The organism is Pseudomonas sp. TE9122 (assembly GCF_056278925.1).
In genome coordinates this window covers 1,149,236-1,169,352 of the sequence record NZ_JBWBQI010000001.1, presented here as the reverse complement: position 1 = coordinate 1,169,352, position 20,117 = coordinate 1,149,236, and the positions used below count along the sequence as shown (strand labels likewise).

Genomic DNA, 20,117 nt, shown 5'->3' with positions numbered 1-20,117 from the left:
GGGGGTTTCACAGTCGCACGGCAAGGCAAGAGCAAGTGTTATGCCAGAAGTGTCGGAGGTCGAGAACGACGCTAAAGTCAAAAGCACCCTCACCCCAGCCCTCTCCCTGAGGGAGAGGGGGCCGACCGAGATGTAATGGGGCTGGACATCGACCTGCACAACCGAGGTGATTGCAAGTTCAGGGCGGGAATCAACAGGTCGCCGAATGTCGAACGGATTCAGCGATGCTCGTTCAGGTCGGCGTAGTTCTTCAAGATTCCCCAATCGGTCCCCTCTCCCTCTGGGAGAGGGCTAGGGTGAGGGGGCTCTTGATTTGCTCAGGCGTAATAGTCGACCGCGCTGCTGCCAATTACGCTGGTAGTCTGCGCCGCCACTTCAGCGACAGTAGCCGGTGCCAATTCCTCATCCGCCGAATCCAAGCGGCCACCCGCAGCGCTGGTCCGGCCACTCTGCCCCTGCTGCGCCTGTTCCTGACCTTGCTGCCCCTGCCAGCCACGGTTCTGGTCGGCGACATTGACATCTACCTGGCCCATGCCCTGCTGGTTGAACATGTCGCGCAGGCGGTGCATCTGGCTGTCGAGCGCTTCACGCACGCTTGGGTGTGCGCTCATGAAGGTGACCTGGGTCTGCTGATCGGGAACCATGTTCACGCGGATATCCAGACGCCCAAGCTCCGCCGGCTGCAACTGAATGTCGGCGGCCTTCAGGTTGACGCTGGACAGGTACATGACGCGGTTGACCACTTCTTCGGTCCAGCCACTCTGGTGCATGGCGATCGGCTGATTCACCGGCAGCGCATTGGCGGTTTTCGGCGTAGCGGCCTGGGTCAGTGCCGCCAGACGGTTGGCGAAGTCATCGACGCGGGTGTCGCTGGTAGCCGATTTCAGATCCTTCAGACCATCGTCGATCAGCCCGCTGAAAGCTTGTTCGCCGCCCTGACTGGTGCTGTCCTTGTCGGCCTGCACGTCGAGCATGCTGGCCATGCCGGCGGCAAAGTTCTGCGCGGCGGTCAATTCACCGTCAGCCTGAGCTTGAGCAGGCGTGGCTTTCGGTTGCGCCTGACTGGCGGCGGAAATATGCCCGCCCTGCTCCATCGCCATGCGCACGGCCGGCATCGAGTCGAGCGGGTCGGCCGATGGATCGAAATCGCTGTCGGTTGCCGCCGGATCTTTGACCATGCCCGACACGACCGCCAATGCAGGCGTCTCGGTTTCCGGCTGGGCTGGCGTGGCGACTGTTGGCGTTTGCACCACAGGCGCTGCCACCAACGGCTGAACGACTTGCGCCAAGGCCGGATCAAGGGCCGGGTCTACAGGCGCGGCATCGGCCACAGGGGTTTGTATGGTTTCAGCGGTGTCATCGGCAGTGGCAGTCGCGTCGTCGCTCGTCGCCGCTTTGTCGGCAGGCAACGCTTTGCCGCTATCGGCAACTGCTGGCTGGGGCGCGGCAGACTGCTCTTTGCCGATATCCTTTTTGCCGCTGCTGTCCGCGACCTTATCGCGTGCCGGCTTGACTGAATTGTCAGCGCTCACGGCGGGCTTGACCGGCGCCTGATCGGCGAACACTTTGGCGAAGCTGGAGGCCTTGTCCCCGGCGTCTGCGGCCATTGCCGACGATTTGGCAGAGGCGGCTTGGGCCTTGGCCTGAGCGGCGGTCTGAAGAAGAATGTTGGGGGTCGCAGGCATGACACGGTCTCCGCTGCACTGGGATCGTAGGTACAGTTGAGCAAGTTGACTGCAAGTGCCGGGCCAGTTTGGCGAGACACTTGCGAAAAGCGCCGGACGGCAGCTTCAGTGGATGTGGGCGTGGTGCTTTTCGCTTTCGTACACCGGACGTACTTCGGCGAATTCAGAATGGATATCGGCGACTAGCTGAGCGAGCGCTTCCGGGCTTTTGTCCTTCGCGTTCGACTCCAGGTCCTGGCACAACTCGGCCAGTCGAACCGCGCCCATGTTGCTGGCGCTGCCCTTGAAGCTATGCGCTACATCGGAAAGCGCTTTGGCGCTGGTGCTGTCCTGCAACTCGTGCAGGCGGCTTTGCGAATCTGCCAGAAAAGTCTCCAGCAATTCCGTATAGCCGTCCTCCATCACCTCGCGCAAAGTATCGAGGACTTCGCGATTTACATGTGGGTCTGTCACTTGCTCACTCCTTGATCAAGAATGGGCGGATTATGCCTCAATCTCCCAGAAAAACTCCACGCTGGCACTACGACCTTGGTCCGACCAACTGGCGTTGCGCCCCAGTTGCCGGACCAGACCGATGCCGCGTCCCGACAAGCGGACGTTATCCACGGGCCTTTCCATGACCCGCGCCACATCAAACCCCTTGCCACTGTCATCGACACGAATGACCAGCCGCCCACCCTCGCCTTGCGGTTGCACCTGCAGATGCACGCGCACGAAACCGTCTTGCAGCGCCTCCAGCCGCGCCGCGCGCATTTCATAGTAGCGGGCGAAACCTGCCGCATCGCGTTTGAGGCTCGAGTCCAGCCCGAGCACGCCATGCTCCAGCCCATTGGAATACAACTCGGCGAGCACGCTGTACAGCGCCCCGCTTTGCGCGCGCAGGCCATGCACCTCAAGCAGCAACTGCAAGAGGAACGGCAACGGATTGAAGCGCCTGAGCGTGGCGCCGCGAAACTCGAAACTGGCCGACCAGTCCAGCGGGCACGACTGGCCACTGTCGGAATACACCGGCGCTGCGCCGTGGGCCTGCGCCGACTCAAGCAGACTGACTTCGACCATGCTTACGTCATCACGGGCCTGTCCGCGAAAATCGCGCAACGCCTGTTCGATATCCTCGAATAACCGATCCGGCTCACGGTTCGCCGCAAACACCTGCTGCAAGCGTTCGACGCCGAACAACTGGTCATTGGCATCGCAGGTATCGATCACCCCGTCCGATAACAGAAACACTCGATCATCGACGGCCATCGGATACACATCCGTACGGTCATCGAAGGCTTGCGCGCTGAGAATCCCAAGGGGCAAATGCCGCGCCGGCAAGGGCACACGCTCGCCGCTGGCCATGCGGTGCAGGTAACCGTCGGGCATGCCACCATTCCACACCTCCACCGAACGGCTCTGGAAACTCAGACTGAGCAAGGTGGCACAGCAGAACATGTCCACCGGCAGGATGCGCTTGAGCTTGGCGTTCATCTCGCGCAGGGTTTCGGCCAGGCCATAGCCCTTGGCGGTCATCCCATAAAACACTTCGGCCAGCGGCATCGCCCCCACCGCTGCCGGCAAGCCATGCCCGGTGAAATCGCCGAGCATGACGTGCATGTCACCGGCCGGCGTATACGCAGCGAGCAACAGATCGCCATTGAACAGGGCGTAAGGCGATTGCAGGTAACGGATGTTCGGCGCACTCAGGCACCCTGAATGCGCGACCTTGTCGAACACCGCTTTGGCCACGCGTTGTTCGTTGAGCAGATAGTCATGATGTTTCGCGATCAGATCGCGCTGCTGCAGGACCGTGGCCTGAAGGCGACGCAAGCGATCCATCGCCTTGATTTTGGCGGCAAGGATCACCTGGTTGTACGGCTTCGCCAGAAAATCGTCACCGCCAGCCTCCAGACAACGGGCCAGCGCTTCACTCTCGGTCAGCGAGGTGAGGAAGATGATCGGCACCAACGCTTCACCCGCCAGCGCCTTGATCTGCCGCGCCGCTTCGAAGCCGTCCATCACCGGCATCAGCGCGTCCATCAACACCAGATCGGGTTGTTGCTGCTGGAAGCATTCGACCGCCTCCGCACCATTGGCCGCCGTCAGCACCTGATGACCTTGACGGCGGACAATGGTCGACAGCAGCAGCCGGTCGGCGGCGCTGTCTTCGGCGATAAGAATGGTCAGCGGCTCTTGCGCCTGCATGGGCGTCAACTGATGTCGAAGAGTTTGTCGAAGTTGGAAATCGCGAGGATTTTCTTCACATCGGAGCTGCTGTTGACGACGCGGATATCCGACTCGTCGCCACCGGCGTGATCACGCAGCAGGAGCAGCATGCCCAGCGCGGAGCTGTCGAGGTAAGTAGCCTCTTTGAGATCGACCACGATGGATTCGGGTTTGTGTGGGAGCCGTTCATACGACTCGCGAAATTCCTGATGGCGACCGAAATCGAACCGGCCTTTGACGGCGATCGTGAGCTTTTTCTGGTCTGGAGAGACTTCTGTAACGACTGACATTGACTGGCTTCCTTGTCATTGACGAACCTGTACAAGGTTTAGCACCTGGATAGGGTTGGGGCAAGGCTGGAAAAGCAGATCAAAAGATCGCAGCCTTCGGCAGCCCCTACATTTGAAAATGCATTCCCCTGTAGGAGCTGCCAAAGGCTGCGATCTTTTGATCTTTAAAAGGCGTCACGCCGTGGCAAACGCTGTGACAGTTCATCGAGCAGCTTCTGCTCGCGCTTGTCTTCAAGACGTTGCGCCTCATCACGATAGCGCTGCACCAGTTTGCGCAAACCCTCGACGCGGGCAAACGCCTGTTGCCATTCCTCACGCGCCTTGTCGAGCTTGTTCTGGTGCCAGACCAGGCTCTGCCGTTGCTGGTCGACGGCAGTATCGAGTTGCGCCAGGAAACCCTGAAAACCCAGCAGCCATTGCCCGGTGACGCCGGTGCTGCCACGGACGATCCACTGCTGCGAGTAATCCAGACGAAAGGCATTGAGGTCGGCCAGTTTGCTTTCGGCAACTTTGACCTGGCCCTGAAAGTAGGCGAGGCGCTGCACGGCGGCTTTCTCGGCCTTCTCGGCCATGTCCACCACCGGTGCCAGGCGCGCAGCGCGGCTGACGGCCATGGCCGGTTACCCGCCCGCCGCAGGGGCGAACAGGGTTTCCAGATAGGCCTGGCTTTCACCCAGATTGATTTTGTCGTTGAGGCCCTGGCGCTGATACCTGACCAATTGCGGCTGCAGGGAAATCGCCAGATCGGTCTCGCGATCGCCACCGGCCACATAGGCACCGACGCTGATCAAATCACGGCTCTGCTGATAGCGTGACCAGAGCTGTTTGAAATACTGCGCGCGCTGCATGTGATCCGGCGAAACCACTGCTGGCATTACCCGGCTGATCGAGGCTTCGATGTCGATCGCCGGATAGTGGCCTTCCTCGGCCAGGCGCCGCGACAGGACGATGTGGCCGTCGAGCACGCCCCGCGCCGAGTCGGCAATCGGGTCCTGCTGGTCATCGCCTTCGGACAGCACGGTGTAGAACGCCGTGATCGAACCGCCGCCCTTCTCCGCATTACCGGCGCGCTCCACCAGTTTCGGCAGTTTAGCGAACACCGATGGCGGATAACCCTTGGTTGCTGGCGGCTCACCGATGGCCAGCGCGATTTCCCGCTGGGCCTGGGCGAAACGGGTCAGCGAGTCCATCAGCAGCAGAACGTTCTTGCCTTTGTCGCGGAAATACTCGGCGATGCGCGTGCAATACATCGCGGCACGCATACGCATCAGCGGTGCATCGTCCGCTGGCGAGGCGACCACTACCGAACGTTTGAGGCCTTCTTCACCGAGAATGTGTTCGATGAATTCCTTAACTTCGCGACCACGCTCACCGATCAGGCCGACGACGATGATGTCGGCCTCGGTGAAGCGGGTCATCATGCCCAACAGCACCGATTTACCGACACCGGTACCGGCGAACAGACCCAGACGCTGGCCACGGCCGACCGTCAGCAAACCGTTGATGCAACGGATGCCGACATCCAGCGGTACGCTGATCGGATCACGGTTGAGCGGGTTGATTGTCGGGCCGTCCATCGGCACCCAGTCTTCGGCCTTCATGCCGCCCTTGCCGTCCAGCGCGCGGCCGGCGCCGTCGAGGACACGGCCGAGCATGCTCATGCCCATCGGCAAACGACCGGTATCGGCCAGGGGCACCACGCGGGCGCCCGGGGCAATCCCGGCGACGCTGCCGACCGGCATCAGAAAGACTTTGCTGCCGGAAAAACCCATGACTTCCGCTTCCACCTGGGACGGGTGGTAGCTGTCGTCATTGATCACCATGCAACGGGTGCCCATGGCGGCGCGCAAGCCTTCGGCTTCGAGGGTCAGGCCGACCATGCGCAGCAGCCGACCTTCAAGGATCGGCGCGCCGGCAATCTCGGTGGCCTCGGCGTAGGTGCTCAGGCGCTTGGCGAAACTGGTGCGTTCAAGGCGCATCGATGGCGTCCGCGCGCGGCTCGTCAGAGTCGACAGCCGCTGGGGTGTCTTCGGGAATGTCCAGACTCAAGTCAGGCGCTGCCGGATGCAGAGCCTGCTCATGCAATTGGTCGAACAGCTTGGCCATAACCTGGGTCACCCGTGACTCGACGCTGGCGTCGATGCGGCTGTGCTCGGTTTCAACCCGGCAACCGCCCGGCAACAGCGACTCGTCCTCGACGATGCGCCAGGTTTCTTCGTGGCGTTCGCGCAGGGCTTTGACCTGGGCGAAATCCTGCGGATTAACGTACAGGCGCACGTTTTCCACGCCCAGCGGCAACAGCTTGAGGGCATCGCGCATGACGTGTTCGATCTGTGTCGAGTCGATGGCCAGTTCGCGCTTGATCACTTGTTTGGTGATGTGCTGCACGAGGTCGACCAGCGACTTTTCAATCTGGGTGTCTTGCTCGGCGATCGGTTCGAACAGGTTGGCCATCAGCAGCTCAAGGCTGGCGATTTTCGCCGCCAGCGCCGTTTCTGCTTCCTGACGCACCTTCAGCGTGGTGCTGTGAAAACCTTCTTTTTCGCCGATGGCGAAGCCCTCGTTGTAAGCCTCCTGACGGATGCTTTCGAGTTCTTCCAGGGTCAGTGGCTGGACTTCTTCCAGCGGCACTTCTTCCATTTCCGGCGGTTCGGGCTCGGGCTCCGGCTCGGGTTCCGGTTTCGGCGGGTCGAAGCTGGGCAGCGCCCAGGATTCGAAGCCGCGAACATCACGGGCGCGGATCAGATCCGTCACAGACTCGTCAGGCTTATCCATGGGCTTAGATCATTTCCTCGCCGCCCTTGCCACCGAGCACGATCTCGCCGGCTTCGGCCATACGACGGGCAATAGTGAGGATCTCCTTCTGCGCGGTTTCGACGTCGCTGACGCGCACCGGGCCTTTCGCCTCGAGGTCGTCGCGCAACAGTTCGGCGGCACGCTTGGACATGTTCTTGAAGATCTTTTCCTTGACGCCCTCGTCCGAGCCTTTGAGGGCCAGCACCAGCACATCGGAAGAGACTTCGCGCAACAGCGCCTGAATGCCACGGTCGTCGACGTCGGCAAGGTTGTTGAACACGAACATGAGGTCTTCGATCTGACCGGACAGGTCTTCGTCGACTTCGCGGATCGAGTCCATGAGCTGGCCTTCGATCGAGCTGTCCAGGAAGTTCATGATGTCGGCCGCACGCTTGATGCCACCCAGGGTGGTGCGCGAGGCGTTCGAGTTGCCGGAGAACTGTTTCTCGAGAATCTGGTTGAGTTCTTTCAAGGCGGCCGGTTGCACGGTGTTCAACGACGAGACGCGCAGGATGATGTCCAGACGCACTTTATGGTCGAAGTTGCCGAGCACTTCACCGGCCTGATCCGGGTCGAGGTACGCGACCACGATTGCCTGGATCTGCGGGTGTTCGTAACGGATGACGTCGGCGACGGCGCGCGGCTCCATCCATTTCAGGCTGTCGAGGCCGCTGGTGTTGCCACCGAGCAGGATGCGGTCGATAAGGCCGTTGGCCTTGTCTTCGCCCAGGGCCTGGGTGAGCATCTTGCGTACGTAGTCGTCGGATCCGACGCCGAGGCTGGTCTGATCGCCGACGATGTCGACGAACTCGCTCATCACCTGCTCGACCTGTTCGCGATGGACGTTGCCCATCTGCGCCATGGCCACGCCGACGCGCTGAACCTCTTTGGGCCCCATGTGGCGCAGCACTTGCGCAGCATCGGTCGAACCCAGGGACAGCAGCAGAATCGCGGCTTTGTCGACCTTGGTCAGTTTGACGGTGGCGGCTCGGTTATCACTCATCTGCGTTAATCCACTCTTTCACGACCTGAGCCACGCGACCCGGGTCTTCAGCTACCAGACTCTTGATTGCATTCAGCTGCGCGTCATAACCCTCGCTCGGGCTCGGCAACAGAATGCTCTGCGGACCACCGAGGCTCACGCGGTCGTTGGCCAGTTCGCCGTCCAGGCCGCCCATGCCACCAAGTTCCACGTCGCTGCCCAGACCGGCCAGCTCCTTGCCTTTGCCACCGCCGGTGATGTTGTTGAGCACCGGACGCAGCACACCAAACACCAGTACGAGGATGAACAGCACACCCAGCACTTGTTTGACGATGTCCCAGAACCATGGCTGGGAGTAGAACGGAATATCGGCAATCACTTCGCCGCGCTCGGCGGAGAACGGCATGTTGATCACACTGACGCTGTCGCCACGGCTGGCGTCGAAACCGACCGCGTCCTGCACCAGACGGGTAAAGCGCGCCAATTCGTCGGCGCTCCACGGCGCACGGCTGGTTTCGCCGTTGGCCGGGTTGATCTTGACCTGATCGTCGACCACGACCGACACCGACAGGCGATTGAGACGGCCCTGCTGCTGCTTGGTGTGGCTGATCGAACGGTCGAGTTCGAAGTTCTTGGTCGATTGTTGACGCTTGTCGGCCGGGTACGGCGCGAGCATCGGCTGGCCGGTGGCCGGGTCCATGATCTGCTGGCCGTTGGCATCAACCAAAGGCTGACCTGGCTGAATCATCCCGGCCGGTGCGGCGGTGCCACCGGTGGTCTGCGGCGCCGAGGCAGGCGACGGCGGCTGGTTGCTCAGGGCACCCGGCACACCTTGCGGGCCATTGCTGGCGGTACGTTGTTCGTTGACCGACTGCTCGCTGCGCAACGCCGGTTGGTCCGGGTTGAACTGCTCGGCAGTCGATTCGACGGCACTGAAATCGACGTCGGCGGAGACTTCAGCCTTGTAACGATCGTTGCCCAGTACCGGTTGCAGAATGTTGTGCACGCGCTGGGTGAGCATGCTTTCCATGCGGCGGCTGTAATCGAACTGCTTGCCGGCCATGGTCATTTCCGAGTTCTCCGCCTGATCGGAGAGCAGGTTGCCCTTTTGATCGACGACGGTGATCTGCGATTTGCTCAACTCGGGCACGGAAGTCGCGACCAGATTGATGATCGCCACCACCTGACCCGGCTCCAGCGAACGCCCGCTGTACAGCTCGACCAGTACCGAAGCGCTAGGCTTGCGCTCGTCACGGACGAACACCGAACTCTTCGGAATGGCCAGATGCACGCGGGCACCCTTGACGTTGTTCAAACTGGAAATGGTCCGCGCCAGTTCGCCTTCGAGGCCGCGACGATAACGGGTCGCTTCCATGAACTGGCTGGTGCCCAGACCCTGTTCCTTGTCGAGGATTTCGAAACCGATGTTGCCGTCGCTGGGAGTGACACCAGCGGCAGCGAGTTTCATCCGCGCACGGGACAGGTCGTCGGCCTTGACCAGCAAGGCGCCGGAATTGGGTTCTACGTTGTAGGGAATGTCAGCGGCGGCCAGGGTTTCCATGACCTGCTTGGCGTCCATGCCGGCAAGGCTGCCGTACAGTGGACGGTAATCCGGCTGCTGCGACCACAGCACCACGGCAAAGCCAATCGCCACGCTCGCCGCCAGACCGACCAACAGGCCGACCTGACGCAGCACGGTCATCTGGGAAAGGTTTTCCAGAAAGGACAGGCCGAACAGCGGCGGTTTGCCGTCGATCGGGGTGGCCTTGGCCGGAACGTTATCAGCGACTGCTTCTGCCATGACTTATTTCGCCCTTAAACCGGCATCTGCATGATGTCTTGGTAAGCCTGGACCAGCTTGTTGCGCACCTGGGTCAGAGCCTGGAACGACACGCTGGCTTTTTGCGACGCAATCATGACGTCAGTCAGGTCGACACCGCTCTTGCCGATCTCGAACGCGTTGGCCAGTTGAGTCGACGCCTGCTGGGTATCGCTGACTTTATTGATCGCCTGACCGAGCATGTCGGAAAAGCTGCTGCCCGCGATTTCAGGGACAGCGGCAGTCGATTTACGCGCAGACATGGCATCCACTTTCATGGCCTGCATGTCCATCATCAACCGATTAAATTCAATACCTTGGCTCATGGTCTACTCTCTTGGGCGGCCCGCAATTTTTTGACACTCACTCGGCGGGTACACAGGTATTAGCAACAAGGGTGCCAGCTAGTGGGCACCCTCCTGAGAAAAGCATCTGGAATGTTTTGCAGCATCGATCAGGTGGCGAACAGATAACCTTCGACATCCATCCCGGCATCGCGCATTTGCGCCAGTTTGTAGCGCAGGGTGCGCGGGCTGATGCCGAGCTTTTCGGCAGCTTCCTTACGGCGGCCACGCTCGGCGCGCAGGGTGTCGATGATCATCTGAAACTCCCGGCGGCGCAGGTCATCGCCCAGCGCGCCGGAAGAATCCGCCTCAATTTCCACCTCGCGGATCACCGGTGCCGTGATCGGCAACGGCGCAAATGTCACCGCACCGCTCAGGCAGAAATCCTGCGGCTGAATCAAACCGCCCTGCTGCAGAATCAACGCGCGCTGAATGGCGTTGTCCAGCTCCCGCACGTTGCCCGGCCACGGGTACGCGGTCAGGCAAGCTTGAGCTTCGGGGGACAGCTTGGCTGCTGCGTGCTTCATTTTATTGACGTGTTTGGCCAACAATTTTTCCGCCAGCGGCAGGATATCGGCAGTGCGCTCGCGAAGTGGACGCCAGGCCAAGGGGAAAACCGACAAGCGGTAAAACAGGTCTTCGCGAAAACGCCCCGCCGCCACTTCACCGGCCAGATCGCGGTTGGTCGTGGCGACCACGCGAATATCCAGACTGATCGGCTTGCGCGCGCCCACTCGCTCCACTTCACGCTCTTGCAGAACGCGCAGCAACTTGGCTTGCAGGGCCAGGGGCATTTCGGAAATTTCGTCGAGCAGAATGGTGCCGCCGTCCGCTTGCTCGAACTTGCCGGCCTGCGAGGCGATGGCGCCGGTGAACGAGCCCTTCTCATGGCCGAACAGTGTTGCTTCGAGCATGTTGTCGGGGATCGCCGCGCAGTTGATCGCAATAAACGGCTGGCTCGCCCGTCGCGATTGCTGGTGGATATAGCGCGCCAGCACTTCTTTACCGGTGCCGGACTCGCCGGAGATGAGGACAGTCGAATCACTGCGCGCAACCCGCGCCGCCAACTCAAGCAACTGCGCACTGGCCGGTTCAACGGCGACGGGGCCTTCCGCTTCGCCAGCATCAATGCAGCCCAGCGCATGTCGCGCCACCAGATCGAGCAATGCCTTGGGCTCAAACGGCTTGACCAGATAATCCGCCGCGCCTTGGCGCATCGCATCGACCGCACGCTCGACGGCGCCGTGGGCGGTCATCAATAGCACCGGCAATTGCGGCTGGCGTGCGCGCAGCAACGCAAGCAATTGATGACCGTCCATGCCCGGCATGTTGACGTCGCTGACCACCAGGCTGAAAGCTTGCTGCGCGACGGCCGTCAGCGCTTCTTCGGCGCTGCCGACGGCGTGATAGTCGTGGCCGGCGAGCAGCAGCGTATCGGCCAGCGCCTCGCGCAACGAACGGTCATCCTCGACCAGCAACACCTTGATGCCCATGACGTTTATTCAACTCCTTGTGCAGCGGAAAACAGCGGCAGACTGACCTGCGCGCAAGTGCCGCGCCCGACTCGCGAACGCAGGGTCAATTCTCCCTGATGCGCACGGGCCACCGCTTTGACCACGGTCAGGCCGAGGCCGGTGCCGGTGACCTTGGTAGTAAAAAAAGGCTCGCCGAGGCGCGCCAAAACTGTCGGCTCAATGCCGCTGCCACTGTCGCTGACACACAGACGCAGGGTGTTGCCTCTGGTGTAGCAATGCACTTTCAGGCGCGCTTCGCCAGCGCTGGCCTGAATGGCGTTTTCAATCAGATTCAGTAATGCGCCGACCAGTGTGTCGCGGTTGCACAGCAACTCACCGGCATGGCTGTCGCACTGCCAGCGGATCGGCAGGTCCTGCACATGGGTCAGCGCCGCAGCCTGCAGCGACTGCATCAAGGCACCGGGCGTGAGGCGGTCGGTCAGCGGCAATTCACCGCGAGCGAACACCAGCATGTCGCGCACTTGATGTTCGAGTTCGTGCAGACGCTCTTTCAAGCGGCCGGCAAAGCGTTGCTGGGTTTCCACTGGCAGTTGCTGTTCAGTCAAATGACTGGCGTAGAGCAAAGCGGCGGACAGCGGTGTTCGAATCTGGTGGGCCAGCGAGGCAACCATGCGCCCCAGCGATGACAAACGTTCGTGGCGCGCCAACTGGTCTTGCAGATGACGTGTTTCCGTCAAGTCGTTGAGCAGCACCAACTGCCCCGGCTCGGCATCCAGCGAGCGGGTGGAAATCGACAGGCGTCGACCGTTTTTCAAGGAGATTTCATGACCGTCGTCTTCACGCGGGGCGAAGCAGCGTGCAATCACATGGCGCCAGAGTTCGCCTTCGAGTGGCGAGCCGAGCAGATCGATGGCGGCCGGGTTGGCTTCGCGCACAAGACCGTGGCCGTCAATGACGATCACACCGCCGGGCAACAGGTCGAGGAGGTTTTGCAGGCGATTGGCCAAGCGTTCTTTTTCCGCCAGCTCCTGCATGCGCTGGGCGCTGACCACGGCCAGCTCACCCTTGAGTTCGGTGACCCGCGCTTCGAGCAGGCTGTAGGAGTCGGTCAGCTGGCTCGACATCTGGTTGAACAGCTGGAAGGCCTGCTCAAGTCCCTGACGACTTGCCTGCTCTACGGACACGATATTGGAGGCAGAAGAGATCTGGGCGGCTTGGGGCATTGGGCTCTCTCGCTTGGCTGACCGTCAGTGAAACGGAACGTTGCGAGGGCTGTAGCAATACCCGTGCCTAAAAAAAACCGCTTATAAATGAAGCGCTTGAAAAACAGGCGTCAATCATCCGCCTGTTCATCTCCTCCAGCACGGCTCATGCCGTACTTGCGCATCTTCTCGACCAGGGTGGTGCGACGAATACGCAGACGCTCAGCGGCACGGGCAACAATGCCATTGGCATCGTCCAGCGCTTGCTGAATCAGGCCCTGCTCCAGGCCCCCGAGGTAATCCTTGAGGTCCAGACCTTCAGGCGGCAGCAGTGCATTGGCGCTGAAGTCCGGCGTATGGCCGTTGATGGCCACGCGTTCTTCCAGATCGCTGCGCAGGCTGTCGACCATCTGCTCGTCTTCGTCGTCGACGTAGCGGAATTTCTTCGGCAACTCGACCACGCCAATCACCCCGTACGGGTGCATGATCGCCATGCGCTCGACCAGGTTGGCCAGCTCGCGGACGTTGCCCGGCCAGCCGTGACGGCACAGCGACATGATCGCCGCCGAGTTGAAACGGATCGAACCGCGCTTCTCGTGCTCCATGCGCGAGATCAGTTCGTTCATCAGCAGCGGGATGTCTTCGACGCGCTCACGCAGTGGCGCCATCTCGATCGGGAACACGTTCAAGCGATAGTAGAGGTCTTCACGGAACGAGCCGATCTCGATCATGCTTTCGAGATTCTTGTGCGTTGCGGCAATGATGCGCACGTCGACGCTCTGGGTCTTGTTGCTGCCCACGCGTTCGAAGGTGCGCTCTTGCAACACGCGCAGCAGCTTGACCTGCATCGGCAGCGGCATATCGCCGATTTCGTCGAGGAACAGCGTGCCGCCGTTGGCCAGCTCAAAGCGCCCGGCACGGCTGGTGATCGCGCCAGTGAAAGCGCCCTTCTCGTGACCGAACAGTTCGCTTTCCAGCAGCTCTGCAGGGATCGCCCCGCAGTTGACCGGTACGAACGGCGCGTCGCGGCGTTTGGAGTGATAGTGCAGGTTGCGCGCGACCACTTCCTTGCCGGTGCCGGACTCGCCGAGGATCAGCACGCTGGCGTCGGTGTCGGCCACTTGCTGCATCATCTGCCGGACGTGCTGAATCGCACGGCTGGTGCCGACAAGACTGCGGAAAAGATTGGGTTCGCGATGACGGCCGCGTTCGCGGGCCTGGTCGTACATTTCGCGATAGACCTGGGCGCGATGCAGCGAATCGAGCAATTTGCTGTAGCTGGGCGGCATTTCCAGGGTCGACAGCACGCGGCGACGCTGGTCTTCAGGCAGGTCAACGGAAGAATTATCGCCCATTAACAAAACCGGAAGGAACTCATCCCAGGTTGCGAGTGTCTTTAGCAAGCCCAAAAGCGCGCCAGGAGCATTAACGGTCCCGATCAGTACGCAAATGACTTCACGACTAGACGACAAAGAGCCGACTGCCTGCTGCCAGTCATGGCTGCCGCAGGGTAAATTTTCTTCGCCAAGAAAATTTAGAATCACCGCCAGGTCGCGGCGGCGGACGCTATCGTCATCGATCAGCAGAATTTTGGTTTCACGCCACATGCAATAGCAACTTCCCTAGTCAACTCAATGCCCGAAAAATAAGGCAAGCGAGACGCTTGCAGGACACCATGTGCCTGTAGACGCCCTAAACCTGATAATAGCCACTAGTTAAGTCAAAAAACCGTGCACAGTCAAATTTATGGCGCACATCTCTGGTTTAACTGACGGTTAATCAACCAAACAGATGGTAAACCTTTGCAGCCTTTTGCGCTTGGGTGATCTGCGACATCTCGTTGGCTATCGCCTGCCGCTCGCCCATTGCCACCTCAAGAAGCTCTTTGTAGACGAATAGCAGCTCCTCAAGGTTGTCGCGCAGTGCCACTTCGTCCAGCGAAGCTTCCGCCATGACGTCTTCCATGCAGGAACGGCAAGCCAGATCCAGCTCGCCGATGGCTTCCCAGTTTCGTTCGGCCAATGCTCCGACCAACGCTTCACGGGTATCGGCAATTCGCTGCAATACAAGACTCATGGTGATCTCCTTCAGAACTGCGGAGCCGGCACGGGCGCGATGGCGTCCCAACCTTCTTTGACCGTGGTCAGCAGGCCGGCGACTTCGTCGAGTACACGGGGATCGCTGCTGATGTTCGCCTCGGCGAGGCGCTTCATCATGTAGATGTACAGGCCATCCAGATCGGCCAGTGCCTCTGCATTGTTTTCAAGGTCGAGACCTTCACGCAAGCCACTGACAATGCCGATGGCCTTGCTGATCGCCGTGCACTTGCCGGGAATATCCTTGCGCTCAATGGCGCCCTTGGCCTGCGCAATCCGGGCCAGGCCACCTTCCATCAACATTTGCACCAGGCGGTGCGGGCTCGCTTCGGACGTCTGCGCATGGGCGCCGACTTTCTGGTACTGCCGAAGGGCTAACATCGGGTTCATGTTCTACCTCATTGCCACGTTGACTCGTATAACCAGTGTATCGCCAACCGGCCCGAAAACTTTAGATCAAAAGACAAAAACCCGGCGCACGCCGATAAAGCGTAGCCGGGTTTTTGTCGTTACTGACTGTTACTTCGCCGACTGCTGAGCGTTCAGCGAGCTGAAGAACGACGTGATGTTGCTCGCCGTTGCCTTCATCTGCCCTACCAGCAAGTCCATGGCGTTGTACTTGGCGGTCAATGTCGACGTCAGGTTGGCAACCCGCAGATCCAGCGCCGCCTGCTGCTTCTGCAAGCCGCTCGTCAGACTCGCCAAGTTGGAGCTGCGCTGATCCAGCAGCCCACCGGTCTTGACGTACGGATCAACCGCCGCAGTCATACGCGCCAACAGACCATTCTTGGCGTCGGTGCCGCTGAAGAGCTGCTGAACCTGGCCAGCCATGCCTGGGATTTCCATACGCTTGTTGAACACTGCAGTATCGAGCGTCAGCAAACCGGTTTTACTGTCAGTCAACACACCCATCTGTGAAAGCACGGACAATTGGCCTGCTCCGCCCGCCCCTGGATCTGTCAACTGAGCGCGCACGTCCGCCATCAACGAACGCGGCAGAGCGTCACCAGTGAACGCCGCCGAAACGGTCAGATTGCCATCGGCATCCGGCGTTGCCTTGGACAAGGTGTCGATGGTTTTCTTCAGGGTGTTATAGGAATCGATGAACGATTGCAGCGATGTCTGGATGCCGGCGGTATTGGTCGCAACCGATACAGTAGCCGGCGTTGGCACGCCGCCCACGACGGGACTCGCAGTGACCAGATTCAGCGTCATGCCGCTGATCGCACCGGTGACGGTGTTGGTCTTGCTGGTAACGGCCAGTCCGTCGATGGTCAGGCTCGCGTCCTTGGCCACATCACCGACCGCACCGGATGCCCCTGCCGCAGGACTGTCACCCATCTTCTGGGTGCCATCGATCTCGAGACCGGCGATACCGCTGACCTGCAGGTCCATGCCGGCGCCCGTCTTGTTGGAGCTCAGTACCAGACGCGAGGCGCCGGTACTGTCAGTCACGATGTTCGCGGAAATGCCATTGCTGGACTGCGCGGTGTTGATCGCATCGCGCGTGGACTGCAAGGTGGCATTGGCCGGAATCGCGACATTGTAATCAATGCCATTCTGACTGATTTTCAGAGTACCACTCGGAATGGCACTGGCGGCCCCGCCGGCAAAGGCGGCACTGGCAACTTTGGAGCCGGTGGCCAGGTTTTTCACGACTACGCTGTAAGTACCCGGCACGGCGGTTTTATCCGAAGTGGCACCGACGACAGTTGGCGCATCCGAGGTTGCAGTAAAACCGGCAAACGCCGGGCTTGTTGCCTTGTTCAGATCACCCATCGCTTTCTGATAGGCCGCCAATGCACTTTTCAGCGAACCAACGCCGGAAATCTTCAGGCTGTTGCTTTTGGTCGCGGTATCGATCTGCGTCTGCTTGGCAGACTTGTCGGCGTTGACCAGCGCGGTCACGATCGCGCCGATGTCCAGGCCGGAACCCAGTCCGGAACCCGGTAGAATTGGACTTGCCATGTGCATCTCCCTTCAGATTGCTGCCATTCTTTTGACCGTTACACGCGTCCTGAGAACGAACAAACACTATTCATGCCATTTATCAGACCTTGGCGTCGAACAATACATGACTTGCATTGGCGAGGCTGTCGGCCAGTTTGAGGGCTTCGGCGGAAGGAATCTGTCGAACGACTTCACCCGTCTCGCTCGCGATCACCTTGACGATGACCTTGCCGGAATGCTCGTCAATCGAGAACTCCAGATTACGCTTGATCGACTGGACGAACTTTTCGATCTCTTGCACCGCCAGCTTCAACTTGGCGCCGTCCGAATCCTGATCCTTGGCAGCGACCGGTGCTTCAGTCTTTTGGACTTTAGGCAGCTCTGACGGTTTGTCAGCAACCGGTGTCACTAGCTTGGGAGCCGGATAAGACACGTTAAGCTTTACGCTCATGTCCATGCCCATCACCTCTTAACGTAAAAAAGCGAGAGAGCACGACAAGCGCACTCCCCCGCTTAAACTTGTTCCGGATTACTGAAGCAGCTTCAGTACAGCGGAAGGCAGTTGGTTGGCTTGAGCCAGTACGGAGGTCGAAGCTTGCTGCAGAGTCTGCTGCTTGGTCAGGTTAGCAGTTTCTGCGGCGAAGTCGGTGTCCTGTACACGACCCTGAGCAGCGGTGGTGTTTTCAGTGATGTTCTGCAGGTTGGAGATGGTGCTGGTCAGACGGTTTTGCGAAGCACCCAGGCTGGCACGGGTTGCACCGATTGCAGCGATAGCGGCGTCGATTGCAGTGATCGCGTTGTCGATGTTCTGCGAAGCAGAACCAGCACCAGTACCCGAAGTACCGGTCAGAACTACAGTACCGCTACCTACCGACAGGCTGACGGCGTCGAACTTGGAGCTCAGTACCAGGTCGATGTGGTTAGCCGAACCGGTGTTTGCGCCAACTTGCAGGGTCACAGTACCAGCCGAACCGTCCAGCAGGTTTTTGCCGTTCAGGTTGGTAGCAGCCGAGATACGGGTAATTTCGTCAGACATCTGAGCGAATTCAGCGTTGGTAGCGGTCTGGTCAGCGGTGCCGTTGGTACCGTTACGAGCTTTAACAGCCAGTTCACGCATACGCTGCAGGATGTCGGTCGAAGCTTGCAGAGCGCCTTCAGCGGTCTGGGCAACGGAGATACCGTCGTTGGCGTTCTGGATGGCCTGGGTGTTACCGCGGATCTGCGAGGACATACGGTTGGAGATCTGCAGGCCAGCGGCGTCGTCTTTGGCGCTGTTGATTTTCAGGCCGGAAGACAGGCGCTGCATCGAGGTGGACAGAGCGTCGGAAGCGCGGTTCAGGTTTTTCTGAACGTTCAACGATGTGGTGTTGGTGTTTACTGTTAAAGCCATGACGAATTCCTCGTTGGTTGGGTACTGCGGCTTCCGGCCCTGGCAACCGCCGGGTATGGCCTAGAGAACCTTCGTAATAGTTATCGTCGGGTTTGCAGGTTGCTTGAGGGCTTTTTGAAAAAATTTTGCCATCACCACGCCACCCCCGAGAAAACAAAGACTTAGCAGCACATCCAGCGCGAAAAAATGACGTCATAAAACCGCCTGTAACGCAAAGCCGCGGGCCAGCGCGGCGCAGCGGTTCAGCGCCTGGCACTTTCCAGCAATTCAACCAGTTCGTATTCCATATAGTCAGCCAGGCCCAACCAGTCCTGGCGCTCCTGACAGTCGAGCATTTGCGTGAGCACCTGTGCCCACGCTTGCTGGATATCCACTGAGGCAGACGCCAGACATTGCTGGGCCTGTTCGAACACATCGACCATGGTCAACGCCGCCTCGACATCACGCCCCAAGCGAAACAAAGCCGCGCACTGGCGGCACTGATGCTGACTCTGGTTCAGCGCACTCATTGCACGAACTCCGGATTGAAAGCGGTCCCGGCAATCGATGCACCGGCGCGGCTGCTGTTGAGAAACTCGACCTGCGGATGCGCGGCGATATAACGCTCAAGCACACATAGATAGCCGCGAAAATTCAGCTGAGTGCTGACGCGCTGACCATGACCATCGCGCACCCAGTGCCGCGCCTGGGCCAGCGGCGGGCCTAAATCGCCGTCGTCCCAACCGGCGTGGGTCTTGTTCATCGGGAAGGCGAAGTCGGCGCCGAACAGAGTGATTCGACTCGCGCCCATTTTTACCGCGAGATCCACCGCCGGATGGATCACGCTACCGCCGACATGCAGCTCACCGCGTGGATACTGTTCTCGCAGGTCGCTGTAGATCGGGCTGGCCGAATAGCCGCCATAACGCTTGCCCTTCCATGCCTTCAATACCTGCGGATCGCTCATTGGCAAGTACACCAGCGCAATGTTCTCGGACGCCTCGCACGGCAGATGCCGAAAGCCGATGCGCTGATCGATGCTCACCACCAGATCAGGCTCGATGCCGTGCTCACGCAATGGCCGATAGGCCGTATCAACGCAGATGAACAACGGCCGCTCAGCAAGCTGACGGATCGCCGCCAGACGTTCGAAATGCTGCTCCAGTGTCGGCCCGGTGGCGATCACGTAGACTTCGCGCCCGGCGCAGCTACCGAACAACTGCGCCACATCGGCATCGCCAAGCAACACCGGCAGACATTCCTGCAAGCGTTGCTGGATTTCTGGCGACTGCGGATCGAAATCGCGATTGTTGAATGTCAGGTGCACTTCATTGATCAGCCGGTCGCGGACCTTTGCATTGAAGTCATCGGCCAGCAGCATCTCGGCCGGCAAGGCAAAGAATGGCGTGAAGAAGTCAGGGTGATCACCGGCGTAAAACAGTTCGACCCGAGGATCCTCCAGCCATTGGCGCTGATCGAGCAGTTGCAGTACCAGCGCGAACAGCGCGCCGTTGAGAATGTGCACGTAAAGACGCTCCAGCCCTGCGCGCTCAAGCAGCACACCGGGCAAATCGCCGAGGCCAGTGCCATAGACGTGAACATGCGGTTTTTCCGGCAGGCTCGCCGCCTGGATTTGCGCCTCATGCAGACGATCATGGCGACTGGTGAGCTGAATGCCATCGACGCTCAGCGTCGAGCCCAGTCCTTGCACGAGTTCGGCCTGCACGGACGCGCTGTCTTCAGCCATCAATCGCTCGAACAGCGCCGGCCAGCGCCGTTGCAACACCTCGGCATTGGCTTGGAAAAACTCGCTCATGGCGCCTCGCGCTCCTTCTCGGGCAAAAAAATAGCGTTCAAGGTTAACCTTGAACGCTATTTTTGTATCAGAGGTTTTTGCTGCG

At 60.0% G+C, this 20,117-nt stretch carries 20 protein-coding genes; all 20 read right to left on the bottom strand.

Going from position 1 to position 20,117, the window contains the following annotated elements; genetic code table 11:
• Positions 1-317: 317 nt before the first annotated feature.
• A complete protein-coding gene (locus tag ACZ9BE_RS05145) occupies positions 318-1,685 on the bottom strand; it encodes a flagellar hook-length control protein FliK (protein ID WP_476248985.1) in 1,368 nt (455 codons plus the stop codon).
• Between the two features lie 105 nt (positions 1,686-1,790).
• On the bottom strand, positions 1,791-2,138 hold the full coding sequence (locus tag ACZ9BE_RS05140) for an Hpt domain-containing protein (RefSeq protein ID WP_041479021.1): 348 nt from the start codon (positions 2,136-2,138) through the stop codon (positions 1,791-1,793).
• 30 nt (positions 2,139-2,168) lie between these two features.
• Entirely contained in the window at positions 2,169-3,872 is a 1,704-nt protein-coding gene (locus ACZ9BE_RS05135) for an ATP-binding SpoIIE family protein phosphatase (protein WP_150636660.1), read from the bottom strand.
• Between the two features lie 5 nt (positions 3,873-3,877).
• The gene (locus ACZ9BE_RS05130) at positions 3,878-4,183 is read right to left on the bottom strand and encodes an STAS domain-containing protein (protein WP_016771075.1); all 306 of its coding nucleotides are present in this window, start codon (positions 4,181-4,183) and stop codon (positions 3,878-3,880) included.
• Between the two features lie 164 nt (positions 4,184-4,347).
• On the bottom strand, positions 4,348-4,797 hold the full coding sequence (fliJ, locus tag ACZ9BE_RS05125) for a flagellar export protein FliJ (RefSeq protein WP_016771076.1): 450 nt from the start codon (positions 4,795-4,797) through the stop codon (positions 4,348-4,350).
• Between the two features lie 6 nt (positions 4,798-4,803).
• Entirely contained in the window at positions 4,804-6,162 is a 1,359-nt protein-coding gene (gene fliI / locus ACZ9BE_RS05120) for a flagellar protein export ATPase FliI (RefSeq protein WP_016771077.1), read from the bottom strand.
• On the bottom strand, positions 6,152-6,958 hold the full coding sequence (fliH, locus tag ACZ9BE_RS05115; protein WP_476248984.1) for a flagellar assembly protein FliH: 807 nt from the start codon (positions 6,956-6,958) through the stop codon (positions 6,152-6,154). Before fliH ends, fliI begins: the two co-directional genes overlap by 11 nt.
• 4 nt (positions 6,959-6,962) lie before the next feature.
• Complete coding sequence (gene fliG / locus ACZ9BE_RS05110) at positions 6,963-7,982, bottom strand: flagellar motor switch protein FliG (RefSeq protein WP_016771079.1); 1,020 nt, start codon at positions 7,980-7,982, stop codon at positions 6,963-6,965.
• The gene (gene fliF / locus ACZ9BE_RS05105) at positions 7,975-9,762 is read right to left on the bottom strand and encodes a flagellar basal-body MS-ring/collar protein FliF (RefSeq protein WP_041479017.1); all 1,788 of its coding nucleotides are present in this window, start codon (positions 9,760-9,762) and stop codon (positions 7,975-7,977) included. Before fliF ends, fliG begins: the two co-directional genes overlap by 8 nt.
• Positions 9,763-9,776: 14 nt before the next feature.
• The gene (fliE, locus tag ACZ9BE_RS05100) at positions 9,777-10,106 is read right to left on the bottom strand and encodes a flagellar hook-basal body complex protein FliE (RefSeq protein WP_016771081.1); all 330 of its coding nucleotides are present in this window, start codon (positions 10,104-10,106) and stop codon (positions 9,777-9,779) included.
• A 128-nt stretch (positions 10,107-10,234) separates the two neighbouring features.
• Positions 10,235-11,617, bottom strand: coding sequence for a sigma-54-dependent transcriptional regulator (locus tag ACZ9BE_RS05095; protein ID WP_056783797.1), 1,383 nt, complete (start codon positions 11,615-11,617; stop codon positions 10,235-10,237).
• Positions 11,618-11,622: 5 nt separating this feature from the next.
• Complete coding sequence (locus tag ACZ9BE_RS05090; protein WP_476248983.1) at positions 11,623-12,822, bottom strand: sensor histidine kinase; 1,200 nt, start codon at positions 12,820-12,822, stop codon at positions 11,623-11,625.
• Positions 12,823-12,932: 110 nt separating this feature from the next.
• The gene (locus ACZ9BE_RS05085) at positions 12,933-14,408 is read right to left on the bottom strand and encodes a sigma-54 dependent transcriptional regulator (protein WP_041479014.1); all 1,476 of its coding nucleotides are present in this window, start codon (positions 14,406-14,408) and stop codon (positions 12,933-12,935) included.
• Positions 14,409-14,580: 172 nt separating this feature from the next.
• A complete protein-coding gene (gene fliT, locus ACZ9BE_RS05080; RefSeq protein WP_016771085.1) occupies positions 14,581-14,877 on the bottom strand; it encodes a flagellar protein FliT in 297 nt (98 codons plus the stop codon).
• Between the two features lie 11 nt (positions 14,878-14,888).
• Entirely contained in the window at positions 14,889-15,287 is a 399-nt protein-coding gene (gene fliS, locus ACZ9BE_RS05075) for a flagellar export chaperone FliS (protein ID WP_041479013.1), read from the bottom strand.
• Between the two features lie 129 nt (positions 15,288-15,416).
• Complete coding sequence (fliD, locus tag ACZ9BE_RS05070; protein ID WP_041479012.1) at positions 15,417-16,865, bottom strand: flagellar filament capping protein FliD; 1,449 nt, start codon at positions 16,863-16,865, stop codon at positions 15,417-15,419.
• Positions 16,866-16,947: 82 nt separating this feature from the next.
• Entirely contained in the window at positions 16,948-17,304 is a 357-nt protein-coding gene (locus ACZ9BE_RS05065) for a flagellar protein FlaG (protein WP_476248982.1), read from the bottom strand.
• Between the two features lie 72 nt (positions 17,305-17,376).
• Positions 17,377-18,237: a flagellin domain-containing protein gene (locus ACZ9BE_RS05060; protein ID WP_016771090.1), complete on the bottom strand. Its 861-nt coding sequence runs from the start codon at positions 18,235-18,237 to the stop codon at positions 17,377-17,379.
• 242 nt (positions 18,238-18,479) lie between these two features.
• Positions 18,480-18,746 carry a hypothetical protein gene (locus ACZ9BE_RS05055; RefSeq protein ID WP_406228544.1) on the bottom strand — a complete coding sequence of 89 codons (267 nt, stop codon included), beginning with the start codon at positions 18,744-18,746 and terminating at the stop codon, positions 18,480-18,482.
• Positions 18,743-20,032, bottom strand: a complete 1,290-nt coding sequence (locus ACZ9BE_RS05050) for a motility associated factor glycosyltransferase family protein (protein WP_476248981.1) — start codon at positions 20,030-20,032, stop codon at positions 18,743-18,745. Before ACZ9BE_RS05050 ends, ACZ9BE_RS05055 begins: the two co-directional genes overlap by 4 nt.
• Positions 20,033-20,117: the final 85 nt, after the last annotated feature.